This window comes from Mesorhizobium sp. WSM4829 (assembly GCF_055811475.1).
The window spans coordinates 53,139-66,236 of the sequence record NZ_JBVVQJ010000029.1 but is presented as its reverse complement, the minus strand read 5'-3'; the positions used below and the strand labels follow the sequence as shown (position 1 = coordinate 66,236).

Genomic DNA, 13,098 nt, shown 5'->3' with positions numbered 1-13,098 from the left:
CGCTCGCGAGCGGCTTCGCTACCGCCGAGCTACACCCTCTCTCGCAGGTGACCTCGTTCGATACTTAGCCTCTTCACTCGGCTCCTCGCTAGCATTCTTTTCTGCAAAACCTTGTCGTGTCTGGAACAGTCATGAATGTCGAAATTCGTACCAAGGTTAGCCTCAGAAGGGCAGCTACAACGGAGATATGAGCAGCGCCAATGGTGCGCTTATTCGGCACGCAATTTGCTCGACGTTGTCATCGGAGGCGATGTCGGCAGTGCGCGCGGAGCTCAGCGGTGACGAACAGCCTTGCGATCTCAACCGAGCGTAAACGCCTGAACGCAGGAGAACCAAATGGCGACCAACCCGGTTCCAGATCATGTCCCGCCGGAAATGGTGGGCGACTTCAGCCTTTTTTCCTCGCCAGGCATGTCTCCGGCGCCCAACGGCGACCCCCACGCAGCAATCGCTTGCGTGCATGCCGGACCGCGAATCTTTTATTCGCCCTGGAACACGCGTACCGGGCAGGGTGCTTGGGTCATCACTCGCGCCGCAGATCAGCGCCGGGTGCTGCAGGAGACCGAAAACTTTTCCAGTCATCGCAACGTCTTCGCATCTGCACTGGGCGAAGACTGGCCGACGATCCCGCTCGAACTCGATCCCCCTTCCCATGCAGTCTTTCGCTCATTGCTCAATCCGCTCTTTTCGCCGAAGCGTGTAACGGAACTGGAGCCCGCCATCCGCGAGCGAGCGATAGCGCTTATCACGAGGATCGCCTCGTCGGGAACAAGCTGCGATGTCATGAAGGATTTCGCCTTTCCTTTCGCGGTCAGCATCTTCCTTCGCTTCATCGGACTGCCGGAGCACCGTCTTGAGACGTTTGTTGCCTGGGCGAAAGATCTGCTCCATGGCGATGATGTCAGACGGCCGGCGGCGGCTCGGACGATTGTAGCGTTCATAGACGAGCTGGCGGCGATGCGCCGCAACAAGCCCGTCGACGATTTCATGAGCTTCATTGTGCAGGCGCAGGTCGAGGGCCGCGGGCTGACAGACCAGGAGGTCCGTGGCATTGGCGTGCTCGTTTTGGTGGCGGGGCTCGACACGGTCGCTACAGCCATAGGCTTTGACTTGGCCTATCTCGCGCGAAAACTGGAAGATCAGGAATTGCTCCGAAAAGAACCGGACCGGATCGTGCGCGCAGCCGAAGAACTGCTGCGTGCCTTTCCGACCGTTCATTTGATCCGCGTCGCACGGAAAGATATCGACTTCGAAGGCGCGCCGATCCGCAAGGGGGACTTCGTTTCCTGCGCCACGATGATTGCAAATCGTGACCCGGCGGAATTCGAATCTCCCAACACGGTCGATCTGACCCGAGAAGGCATCCGCCACGCCGCCTTTGGCTATGGTCCCCACCGGTGCCTTGGTTCACATCTCGCGCGCCGGGAAATTGTCATTGGCCTGGAGGAGTGGCTGGCGCGCCTGCCGCCCTTTCGGATCAAGGAGGGAACAGCACCCATCACCCACGGCGGCCAACTGTTCGGGATTGAAAATCTGATCCTGGAGTGGGGCTAAACCTAGCCCGGCCTGAGCTGGGGCACAGACGTTGGAGGTCGCCTTGCGCATCATCGTTCACCAAGCCAGATGTCAGGGGCATGCGCAATGCGCGGCGCGAGCGCCGGCAGTCTTCAAGCTGGATGAGGCGGGTTACATCCTCCCCGGTGACATCGAGGTTGCGGACGCGGAGCAACTGCTTGCGTCGGATGGGGTGCGATCCTGCCCCGAACTTGCGCTGGAAATCGACGATCCACCCGCTGCGCGAATCGCTTCGGAGGCCACCCTCAAACCGAAGACAGAGGTCCCGGAACACGTCGGAACCACCGAATTTGCGGCAGACCCGACGGGCCAAGCGAAAATCGTCGAACTGCTCGACCGCGAGGCGATCCGCGACTGCCTCTATCGGTATTGCCGCGGGATAGACCGTGCCGATGAAGCGGCACTGCGCAGCGCCTACTGGCCAGATGCACATGACAATCACGGGGCCTATTGCGGCTCGGCAGAGGGCTTCATCCGGTTTGCGCTCGGCGTCTTCAAGACCGGACCGCGCAACATCCATCAGATCACGAACATCCTTGTCGAATTCATCAACCCGGCAGAGGCCGCAGTCGAGAGCTATTTCACCGCGCTGCAACGCGGACCGGACAAAGACGGAGAAGTGCGTCAGATGTTTCTATGCGGGCGCTACTGCGATCTGTTTCAAAAGCGGGAAGGGGAGTGGCGGATTGCCGAACGGACCGTTGTCTATGACTGGCTGGAGGAGCAGATCCCATCCTTGGTCCTGGAGGCAGAACGCTTCGGCCCGCGACAGCCGATTGGAGCACCGTATCCGGACGATCCTGTCTATGCGCTCGGGGAGCGCCGCATTGCTTCTCATGACAGTGCCATCACAACCTTGGGACCGCATCAGTATGACTACGGACTGTGAAACTTCCAACGCCACCGCGCCACCTGCAAGGGAAAGATGGGCCGGTAGGAACCCCCGCGTGAGAGCGGCAACGCTCTGGTCTGAAACCGTGAGCGCACCGAGGACGCCGCTGGTATCGATTTGCTGGAGCTTGGCAGAGCCCCTCATCGATCCTGAAACTGTCCAATCGCGTTACGGACCCAGTTGAGAGATTTCGACCAGGGACAATGCTGCCAGACCGAACTGGGGGAGACCGGATCATCCCCCCATCAACAACGCTATGGGTCATGGTTTAGCGCGGTGACTTCGAAGGCCAGCTTGGTCATGCGGTCGACCCGCGGCCCGCTGTATTGGGGTTGAGCCCGCGCCGGCGCGTGCCCGTAGTCGGACCCATGTGCTCTCGGCAGGGCCGCTGCATCGCGAAAACAAACCAGGAGAACGGGACCATGTCCGCACAGAAAGACGCATGTGTCGGCGCCGGCCAATGGCCCACCAGCATCGAGCCGGAGAGGGGGTTCGACGAGCATGTTCTTGCCTGCGTTCTCTCGTGTGCGCTCAAGGAGGTCGAGGCTGGCGAAGCGACAGCGACGGAGTCAACAGGGCTGTCCCTTGCCGAGCTGCGCGAGGTCCTGCCCCTGGGTTTGTCCGCAACCGCTATGGCGGCCTTAGCCTTGGAAGACGTCAGCGATCCTGAGCGGGGCATGGAGGAAGAACTTCTGCGCGGCCTTCTGCTGGCGCATGCCCGGCCGAGCGACCCGGCGAGCGCGCGCTTCGCTAAGATCGTCGCCCGGCGCGCCATGCGCGATGACCATCTGTGGCAGGATCTTGGTCTTCTCAATCGGGCCGAGCTCAACCGCCTGCTTGCCACCCATTTCCCGATGCTTGCAGCCGGCAATACCCAAAACATGAAATGGAAGAAGTACTTTTACCGCAAACTCTGTGAGGCCGAAGGGTTTTTGCTATGCACTGCGCCCAATTGCCGGGAATGTAGCGATTTCGACGGTTGCTTCGGCCCGGAGGAGGGCAAATGTGAAGAACGCGTCACATTTGATTTAGGGGCCGCTTTTGGTCACGAGGCCTTGAGGCCTTGATCGCCGTCCCGCCACAAGCGCTTTTCCCGGCGCCGCTGTATGGAGGAGGGGATGTTCATCGCCTCGCGATATTTGGTGACCGTGCGGCGAGCGAGATCTATGCCGCATTCCTTGAGCCGGTCAGCGATGTCATCGTCAGAAAGCATGTTATCAAGCGATTCTTCGGCGACCATCGCTTTGATCCGATGGCGGACAGCTTCGGCGGAGTGCGCGTCACCGCCTTCACAGGAGGCGATCGCGACAGTGAAGAAATACTTGAGTTCGAACACGCCGCGTGGGGTAACCATGTACTTGTTCGAGGTCACCCGGCTTACAGTCGACTCATGCATGTTGATCGCGTCAGCGACCGTCCTGAGATTGAGGGGCCGTAGGTGGGCGACGCCATATTCCAGAAAGGCATCCTGTTGGCGCACGATTTCGGTGGCAACCTTAAGGATCGTCTTGGCGCGCTGATCGAGGCTGCGGATCAACCAGTTCGCGTTTTGCAAGCATTCATTGAGAAATGTCATGTCTTTCGATTTTTTGGCGGCTCGGCAGGAAACCTCCGCGACATAGCTTTGGTTGATCAGCACCTTGGGCAGCGTGTTCGGATCAAGTTCGATCTGCCATCCACCTCCTGGCGAGCGCAGGACCCATACGTCCGGTATCACGCATTCCGGCGTTCCCGACTGGAATCTGTTTCCAGGCTTGGGGTCAAGCGCACGGATTTCCTGCAACATGTCGAGAAGATCTTCTTCATCGACGCCGCAACGCTGCTTCAATGTCTGAAAATCGCGTCGCGCAAGCATCTCAAGGTTGGCAACCAAAACCGCCATCGCCGGGTCGAACCGGTTTCGCTCGCGCAACTGTATCTCGAGACATTCGCTGAGCGATCGTGCGAAAATTCCCGGTGGATCGAGGTGCTGCAAGACGCCCAGCACCCGTTCCACATGGGCCAGCCCGACGTTTAGGGTGTCAGCCAAGTCCGAAGGACTTACCCGAAGATAGCCAGTGTCATCCAGATGCCCGGCAAGCTGATGAGCAATCAGCCGCTCGTGCGGTGTGAAGGCGGTGAGGGAGATCTGACGAGCGACATGGTCGTGCAACGTTTCCGCTAAGGCGACAAACTCCTCGTAGGCAGGACGCTCGCCCGGCGTGGTGTTCGTCGTGCTGAGCTGGGATTTCCCTTGCCTGGGCAGGTCCGGGGACCTTGCCCAGTTCGGTCCTTCAACCTCGCCAGACCACCCTTCGTCGTTTGGCGCATGCTCCAGAAGCGGATTTTTCTCGAGCTCCTGGTCCACGAACTGATGCAGTTCGGCATGCGTCAGCTGCAACAGGCGAATCGACTCGATGAGTTGAGGCGATGCCGCAAGAGACTGTTTCTGAAGTAGGCTGAAGGACGATTTCATGGTCGGTTCGGTATTCCTGTCAAAGAAGCTCTTGGCGGTGGCTAATTAGATCTCTCACAGGTCGACGCTTCTAAGCCGCGTCACGTTTGAACGACCTCACGGGCCGCGCGCCTCCAGAGCTTTGCGCTCTGCACACAGTGTCGTCCAAAACGCAGTTGCGCATGGTCGATGTGCACCAGGTCACGCAGCGTCCTTCAATGATTGAAGGACGTTCTGCGGGGATGAGACGCCATAGGGGTCGGTCTCGCAGTTGTCGGAGAAACCTTCCTCCTCAAACCACTGCTCCACCACGCCATTATTAAGCAGAGCCGCGTAGCGCCACGAGCGCATACCGAAGCCCAGATTGTCCTTGGCAACCAGCATGCCCATTTTGCGCGTGAACTCGCCAGACCCGTCCGGGATCAGCTCGACCTTCTGCAGCCCCAAGGACTTTCCCCATGCGTTCATGACAAAGGCATCGTTGACCGAGAGGCAGTAGATCGCGTCAACTCCTTCTTTCTTGAAATCCTCGTAGAGATCTTCGAAATTGGGCAGTTGGTAGGTCGAGCAGGTCGGGGTGAAAGCGCCAGGCAGGGAGAACAGGATGACGCGTTTGCCGGCAAAGTAGTCGTCGGATGTTTTTTCTTCCCAACGGTACGGATTTGGCCCCTGGATTGAATCATCGCGAACACGCGTCAGAAACGTGACGAATGGGACCTTCTTTTGACCGGTCATCAACTTGCTCCTTTTGAAGAAACTGGCGCACTGGATTTTACTGAGGCTATCGGATTGCCGCGCTGGGGTGCTGCCAGGCCAGGGCGCGAGACAATGCCTACGCGGCTCCCGATTCTTTCCCCCTTCTGGTCTATGGGAACGGCCCGGCTCCAGATGTTCGGATCTCCAAACCGGGCGATGCGCAGTCTTCAGCGAGGACAACCACCGCCGCCTTCGCCGATCGTTTAGAGCTTCGCGTGCCAGCCATGGTTCGGTATCCGCTTTCATCGTGTTCAATGGGCTCTGAGCACGAGCAGCAAGAGACATGCCATTTGCAATGAGCTGCTTCTGCACTCCCCTTTCGGACGACGTCTTTCGCCACGCGGGATGCGCGCCATAGCCGTCGGTGTGTAGCGCGGATATTTGCGCTTCCGCCGGCTGGCAAACACCACACAGCGCATGCCCATGCCCACGGCGCAGCCGCGGGCACCACCGCAGCGAGGGGGCACAGTGCGCTCCTAGTAGCGGTGTTGGCAGAGGCATGACTGACGCGAACGCACGCCTGTGACAGCAATTCATGGCGGCCGCTCTTCGGCAATCGCCATGATCCCGAGTCGATGAGGATCGAATTTGGCTCGGCCACGATCATGACATGCTTGGCGTTCCAACTGGCTTCGCCGTGCGCGTCCATCGAAACCTCTGTGTCGGAAACGGAACTAGAATTGTCGCAAGGCCGACCGAAACGTCGCCAAGCCGCCGCTGGTTAGCGGGAAGGGGCGCAACGCAAACGGAGCGCCACCCGGGCACGCAAATTGCGGTCGATGATCTTTCGGTGGGACGTCCGCAATTCGAGCGAGACCCTCGGCTGCGCCCTAACGTCGGCGTGGCAAGAGATGATTTGACGTCTCGCTAGCTCGCGGTTGCTGAACATACGATGCCTGACCTTCAAACGATGATTGAAGAGCAGATTACGCCCTATCTCCCAAGCTCGTCGGCTCCGCCAGTGGGAAGAGTCCATGCCATGAGGCTGTCGGACATAGTTATCCGCGACGGTGAAGCCCTAGCGCTGACACCTTGCAATCTCAGGACATCGACGAGGCTACGCCTCAAGAACGGCACCTGGTCATCCATCAGCTGCCTAGCGCGACCCGCGCTCGCCCGGGCTGCGTAACCTGACCAACTCCGCCCGGGCGAACGCTGATGCACTTCCTGTAGCCGCGAACGGTGAAACCGGCGAGGCGAGGCGCCCGGCACTGGTCCAGGCCCCATCGGGTGGTAGCCGCGACCCAGGTCATATCTAGGCGAGACGAAGGCCTGAACCGACAAAGTAGTCGTGGGCGGGATCGCGCCGCGCGGCTGGTGCGGCTGCATCGCGAGCGCTGAGCTGAAGGTCTTTCCCGTCAGAGGTTGGTTAGGTTATGCGTTTCGGGCCGAATAGGAACACCGTGAGGGCTGCGAGGAACGTGGCAACCGCGCTGTAGGCAAACACACTGGCGACGCCAACATTGTTCACAAGCAAACCGCCGAAGATCGCGCCGGCTGCGATGGCAATCTGGAACGTTGATGTCATCAGCACACCGGCGCTTTCGGCCTGCTCGGGAACGGCGCGCAGCACCATCCAAGTCTGTACCCCCACCGGCACCGCACCGAAGCCAAAGCTCCATACAGCAACCGCAATGGCCGAGGCGGAGGCCGATGCTCCAGGCATCAGCAATGAGACAGCGGCTATCGCCATGAGCAGGGGCGGCAGCGCCGCGACTGCCTTGAGGCTGTGTTTCGCCAGGAATGCGCCGGCTAAATTGCCGAAGAAGCCGCATACGCCGGAAACGAGCAACAGCAATGAGATCGTCTCGATTCGGAGGGCGGGAATCTCCTCGAGGTAGGCCCGGACATAGGTGAAGCTGGCGAAGTGCCCAGAAGCGACCAGCAGTACGACCAAAAGCGCGACCCTGATAGTTGGCTTCTTGATCACATTCAGCAGACCGCGGAGTCCAGCCATTTCAACCGGCGGCAACGTCGGAATGGTTACGAGTTGCACCAGCAATGTAACGCCATTGACGGCTGCGGCGATCATAAAGGTGGCTCGCCATCCCCAGATGTCGCCTACATAGGCGCCGACTGGAGGCGCGCAAACGATAGCGACCGAAACGCCGGTGAGGATGATTGATAGGGCGCGCGGCAGGAGGTGATTTGGAACCAGCCGAATCGCCAGCGATGCCGAAATCGACCAGAAGCCTCCAAGCGCAATGCCGAGCACGACGCGTGCCGCTAGGAAAACCGGCAGCGACCACGCGACACCCGCCAGAACGTTGGACAGAATCTGAAGCAGCATCATCGCCCACAGGACGATCCTGCGGTCCAGGCGCTTTGTTATGAAGGCGATCGTCGGCGCAGAGATCGCCGCAGCAATCGCCGTCGCTGTCATCGTCTGTCCAGCCGCACCCTCTGTGACATGCAGATCATGCGCGAGCGGCGTCAGCACGCTGGCAGGCAAAAGCTCTGCCGCCACCAACCCGAAGGTGCCCAGGGCAAGCGATATGACCGCGCCCCATGCGGGACGAGATCGTTGATCCGGCTTTTCTGGGCCGTGCAGAAAAGTCTCCATGAAGCCTGTCACGGATTCGGTCATGAATAAGCTCGCCAGCTTGGGTGCAACTGCAACATGGGTTCGCAGCAGCGACCCGCATTCATGCCAGGAGCACGCCGTTGCCGGCGGCGTCGCACGAAAGGAATGTTCATCGCTGCCCGACATGTTGTGACAGCGCCGCGTGCAATATCAGTGCCGGTTCTCCGAGCCGGACGAGGATGTGATCGTCGGCAGTCGTCGCATCAGGCATGTTCCATGCCGACTTCGCGGGGCCAGTCTCGAACCAGCCATGCGCAACCAGCTACCGAGCACGCACGTCTGATGTCCCGCGGCGGGAGGCGCGCAAGCCGGTCGCTTTGCCGCCGCCTGTATGCAGCCAAAGGTCGGCTCTAGCTCGAAGGCCCGAGTTCTTCCAGTGTCGGTCTCGAAGCTGACGCCTTGTGTCGGGCATTGTCGGGTCCGCTACAGGGCTTATTCCGACAATTCGCTGGCAGCAAACACTTGTTGGAGCTCAAGCTAACTCGCGGGGCACAAACGAAAAAATACCTTTTTGGTTATCAGCAAGCTACTTGGCACGAGTCTTGAGACCCTTTCGGTGTGAGGCGGCAAGAGCTGCCCATCGGCATTCATATTGCGGCCAGCCGCGACGGATGGAACGAAGGAAGGAAATCTATAATGTCAGGTCTGCGTCAGATCGCCTTTTACGGAAAGGGCGGCATCGGCAAGTCCACCACCTCCCAAAACACGCTCGCCGCCCTTGTCGACCTTGGGCAGAGAATCCTCATCGTCGGCTGCGACCCCAAAGCCGACTCCACCCGCCTTATCCTGAACTCGAAGGCTCAGGATACTGTCCTGCATCTTGCGGCACAGGAAGGTTCGGTGGAAGATCTCGAGCTGCAGGACGTGCTCAAGATTGGCTACAGAGGCATCAAGTGCGTGGAGTCCGGCGGCCCGGAGCCGGGCGTTGGCTGCGCCGGCCGAGGCGTCATCACATCAATCAACTTCCTCGAAGAGAACGGCGCCTATGACGATGTCGACTATGTCTCCTACGACGTGCTCGGCGACGTGGTTTGCGGCGGTTTCGCGATGCCGATACGCGAGGGCAAGGCGCAGGAAATCTACATCGTTATGTCCGGGGAGATGATGGCGCTCTATGCGGCCAACAACATCGCCAAGGGCATCCTGAAATATGCCCATTCGGGGGGCGTGCGGCTCGGAGGCCTGATCTGCAACGAACGTCAAACCGACCGTGAGCTCGACCTCGCTGAAGCCCTGGCTTCCAGGCTCAACTCCAAGCTCATCCATTTCGTGCCGCGCGACAACATCGTCCAGCACGCCGAGCTCAGGAAGATGTCAGTTATCCAGTATGCGCCGGATTCCAAGCAGGCCGGAGAGTATCGCGCGCTGGCCGAGAAGATCCATGCCAATTCTGGCCAGGGCACCATCCCGACGCCGATAACCATGGAGGAGCTCGAGGACATGCTGCTCGACTTCGGCATCATGAAGACCGACGAGCAGATGCTTGCCGAGCTTCAGGCCAAGGAAGCGGCCAAGGCGGCCGCCCAGTAACGACCGATATTGGTCGCCTCTCGGGTTGGGGCGCCTTGCAAAGAACGGCGCTTCATCGGTGACGCGTCATCAGACACCTTGAAAGGGGTCCCATGAGCCTGGAATACGAGAATGATGGTGCTCTCCATGCGAAGCTTATCGAGGAGGTGCTATCGCAATATCCCGACAAGGCGGCGAAGCGCCGCAAAAAACACCTGAGCATCGCAAAGAGCGGGGATGAGGCTGGCGGGGAAAGTGAGATCCTTTCCGAATGCGACGTCAAATCGAACATCAAGTCCATCCCCGGGGTCATGACAATCCGCGGCTGCGCCTATGCCGGCTCAAAGGGCGTGGTCTGGGGCCCAGTCAAGGATATGGTCCATATCTCACATGGCCCCGTCGGTTGCGGCCAATATTCCTGGTCACAGCGACGCAATTACTATGTGGGCACAACGGGCATCGACACGTTCGGGACAATGCAGTTCACCTCCGATTTCCAGGAGAAAGACATTGTCTTCGGCGGTGACAAAAAACTGGAACAGATCATCGACGAGATTGAGGTGCTGTTTCCGCTGAACAACGGCATCACCGTGCAATCCGAATGCCCGATCGGTCTCATTGGTGATGACACCGAGGCAGTTTCTCGCAAGAAAGCCAAGGAGTACGAAAAGACTATCGTGCCGGTGCGCTGCGAGGGCTTCCGCGGCGTCTCGCAATCACTCGGCCACCACATCGCCAATGACGCGATCCGCGACTGGGTCTTCGACAAGAAGGACGTCGAGTTCGAGGCCGGTGCTTACGATGTTAACGTCATCGGAGACTACAATATTGGCGGCGACGCCTGGGCCTCGCGCATCTTGCTTGAGGAGATAGGATTGCGCGTGGTCGGCAACTGGTCGGGCGACGCAACACTGGCCGAGATTGAGCGCGCGCCAAAGGCCAAGCTCAATCTCATCCACTGCTACCGCTCGATGAACTACATCTGCCGGCATATGGAGGAAAAGTATGGCGTCGCCTGGATGGAGTACAATTTCTTCGGACCGTCCCAGATCGAGACCTCTCTGCGCAGCATAGCCAAGCATTTCGGGCCGGAAATCGAGGAGAAAACCGAGAAGGTGATCGCCAAGTACAGACCGCTTGTTGACGCCGTCATCTCCAAGTACCGGCCGCGTCTCGAAGGCAATACCGTCATGCTATACGTCGGTGGCCTGCGCCCCCGCCACGTCATCACAGCTTACGAGGACCTCGGCATGGTGATCGTCGGCACTGGCTACGAGTTCGGCCACAACGATGACTATCAGCGCACCGGTCATTACGTAAAGAACGGCACGCTGATCTATGACGACGTTACCGGCTACGAGTTGGAGAAGTTCATCGAGGGAGTTCGACCCAACCTCGTGGGCTCTGGCATCAAGGAAAAATACCCGGTGCAGAAGATGGGTATTCCGTTCCGTCAGATGCACTCCTGGGACTATTCGGGACCTTATCACGGCTATGACGGCTTTGCCATTTTCGCGCGTGACGTGGATCTTGCCATCAACAATCCGGTCTGGGATCTCTACCAGGCCCCTTGGAAAGAACGCCCGCCCAGTGGGCGGGCGATAGCTGCCGAATAGACGCCCTGTCCTGGCCTAGTCTCCCCAGAGAGACCATGAACCCCGCGAGCTTGTGAGCCTCGGGATTACCGGAAACGTCTCGATCTATCTGAGCTGCCGAATGCGCGGCCAGATTAAAAAGAGGAATACCAATGCCGCAGTCGGCCGAAAAGATACTCGACCACGCTCCCCTGTTCCGCGAGCCGGAATACAGGCAAATGCTCGCCGAGAAGAAGCTGAATTTCGAATGTCCGCACCCGGATCAGATCGTTACCGATCAAGGCGAATTTACCAAGACCTGGGAATACCGCGAAAAGAACCTCGCCCGGGAAGCGCTGGTAATAAATCCCGCCAAGGCCTGCCAGCCGCTCGGCGCGGTGTTCGCGGCCGCGGGCTTCGAGCGGACCATGTCCTTCGTCCACGGCAGCCAAGGCTGCGTGGCCTATTACCGCTCGCACCTGTCGCGCCATTTCAAGGAACCTGCTTCGGCGGTTTCCTCCTCGATGACCGAGGACGCGGCAGTGTTCGGCGGCCTGAAGAACCTGGTCGACGGGCTCGCCAACACCTACCAGCTTTACGATCCCAAGATGATCGCAGTGTCGACGACATGTATGGCGGAGGTCATAGGCGACGACCTGCACAGCTTCATTGAGAACGCCAAAGAGGAAAATTCGGTCCCGCGCGACTTTGATGTGCCCTTTGCCCACACGCCCGCCTTCGTTGGTAGCCATGTCGACGGCTATGACGGCATGCTGAAGGGCATTCTGGAGCACTTCTGGAAAGGCCAGCAGCGCACGGAAGCCAAGGGAACCATCAACGTCATTCCGGGCTTCGACGGCTTCTGCGTTGGCAACAACCGGGAACTCAAACGCCTGCTCGATGTGATGGGTGTGTCCTACACCTTCATCCAGGACGCGTCTGACCAGTTCGACACGCCATCGGACGGGGAATACCGCATGTATGACGGCGGCACGAAGATCGAAGAGGTGAGGGGGGCACTCGACGCTGAGGCAACGCTTTCGCTGCAGCACTACAACACCCGAAAAACGCTGGACTATTGCGGGCAAGTTGGGCAGGCCACAGCTTCCTTCCATTATCCGCTCGGCGTCCAGGCGACTGACGAATTGCTGATGAAGGTCTCGGCGCTTTCCGGGAAGGAAATCCCCGAGGCAATCCGGCTGGAGCGCGGCCGACTGATTGATGCCATGGCGGACAGCCAGTCCTGGCTGCACGGCAAGAAATACGCGATCTACGGCGACCCGGACTTCGTGTACGCCATAGCCCGCTTCGTCATGGAAACGGGCGGCGAGCCGACACATTGCCTCGCCACCAACGGCACCTCGGCGTGGGAAGCCGAGTTGAAGAAACTGCTTGCATCTTCGCCCTTCGGCAAGGACGCTCAGGTCTGGGCGGGTAAGGACCTTTGGGCTATGCGGTCTCTGCTCTTCACCGAGCCAGTGGACCTGCTGATCGGCAATTCCTATGGCAAGTATCTGGAGCGCGACACCGGCACGCCGCTGATCCGGCTGACATTTCCGATATTCGACCGGCACCACCACCATCGCTTTGCGCTCATGGGCTACCAGGGCGGATTACGCGTGCTGACCACGATCCTCGACAAGATCTTCGACAAGCTCGATCGCGAGACGAGCCAGACGGGCGTGACGGACTATTCCTATGACCTCACCCGCTAAAAGACGGCCGGCTTTTCGCCCAGGCGGTTCGTTGCCGAATTGGCTTTGGGGCTTAACGC

General features: G+C 59.5%; 9 protein-coding genes and 1 pseudogene. 7 read left to right on the top strand and 3 right to left on the bottom strand.

What is annotated here, in order from left to right; all coding sequences use genetic code 11:
- Positions 1–336 precede the first annotated feature (336 nt).
- The 4 genes and pseudogenes from AC0L17_RS24460 to AC0L17_RS24445 all read left to right on the top strand — a co-directional run bounded on the left by AC0L17_RS24460 (position 337) and on the right by AC0L17_RS24445 (position 3,534).
- Complete coding sequence (locus tag AC0L17_RS24460; protein ID WP_473480592.1) at positions 337–1,554, top strand: cytochrome P450; 1,218 nt, start codon at positions 337–339, stop codon at positions 1,552–1,554.
- A gap of 31 nt (positions 1,555–1,585) precedes the next feature.
- Positions 1,586–1,768, top strand: a pseudogene (locus AC0L17_RS24455) (ferredoxin); the annotation flags it as partial.
- Between the two features lie 126 nt (positions 1,769–1,894).
- On the top strand, positions 1,895–2,464 hold the full coding sequence (locus AC0L17_RS24450; protein WP_473517703.1) for a nuclear transport factor 2 family protein: 570 nt from the start codon (positions 1,895–1,897) through the stop codon (positions 2,462–2,464).
- Between the two features lie 425 nt (positions 2,465–2,889).
- A complete protein-coding gene (locus AC0L17_RS24445; RefSeq protein ID WP_473517687.1) occupies positions 2,890–3,534 on the top strand; it encodes a nitrogen fixation protein NifQ in 645 nt (214 codons plus the stop codon).
- On the opposite strand, the gene rpoN is transcribed toward AC0L17_RS24445, so the two are convergent.
- The 3 genes from rpoN to AC0L17_RS24430 all read right to left on the bottom strand — a co-directional run bounded on the left by rpoN (position 3,513) and on the right by AC0L17_RS24430 (position 8,244).
- Entirely contained in the window at positions 3,513–4,922 is a 1,410-nt protein-coding gene (rpoN, locus tag AC0L17_RS24440) for an RNA polymerase factor sigma-54 (protein ID WP_473480587.1), read from the bottom strand. The two genes, AC0L17_RS24445 and rpoN, sit on opposite strands and share 22 nt — an antisense overlap.
- A gap of 180 nt (positions 4,923–5,102) precedes the next feature.
- Positions 5,103–5,636: a peroxiredoxin gene (locus AC0L17_RS24435; RefSeq protein ID WP_065010713.1), complete on the bottom strand. Its 534-nt coding sequence runs from the start codon at positions 5,634–5,636 to the stop codon at positions 5,103–5,105.
- Between the two features lie 1,390 nt (positions 5,637–7,026).
- The gene (locus tag AC0L17_RS24430) at positions 7,027–8,244 is read right to left on the bottom strand and encodes an MFS transporter (protein ID WP_473517702.1); all 1,218 of its coding nucleotides are present in this window, start codon (positions 8,242–8,244) and stop codon (positions 7,027–7,029) included.
- A gap of 633 nt (positions 8,245–8,877) precedes the next feature.
- Here AC0L17_RS24430 and nifH point away from each other — a divergent pair.
- The 3 genes from nifH (at position 8,878) to nifK (ending at position 13,039) form a co-directional block, all read left to right on the top strand.
- Positions 8,878–9,771, top strand: coding sequence for a nitrogenase iron protein (gene nifH / locus AC0L17_RS24425; protein WP_065010720.1), 894 nt, complete (start codon positions 8,878–8,880; stop codon positions 9,769–9,771).
- 92 nt (positions 9,772–9,863) lie between these two features.
- Entirely contained in the window at positions 9,864–11,366 is a 1,503-nt protein-coding gene (nifD, locus tag AC0L17_RS24420; RefSeq protein WP_473517686.1) for a nitrogenase molybdenum-iron protein alpha chain, read from the top strand.
- 131 nt (positions 11,367–11,497) lie between these two features.
- Positions 11,498–13,039 carry a nitrogenase molybdenum-iron protein subunit beta gene (gene nifK / locus AC0L17_RS24415; protein ID WP_473517685.1) on the top strand — a complete coding sequence of 514 codons (1,542 nt, stop codon included), beginning with the start codon at positions 11,498–11,500 and terminating at the stop codon, positions 13,037–13,039.
- Positions 13,040–13,098 lie beyond the last annotated feature (59 nt).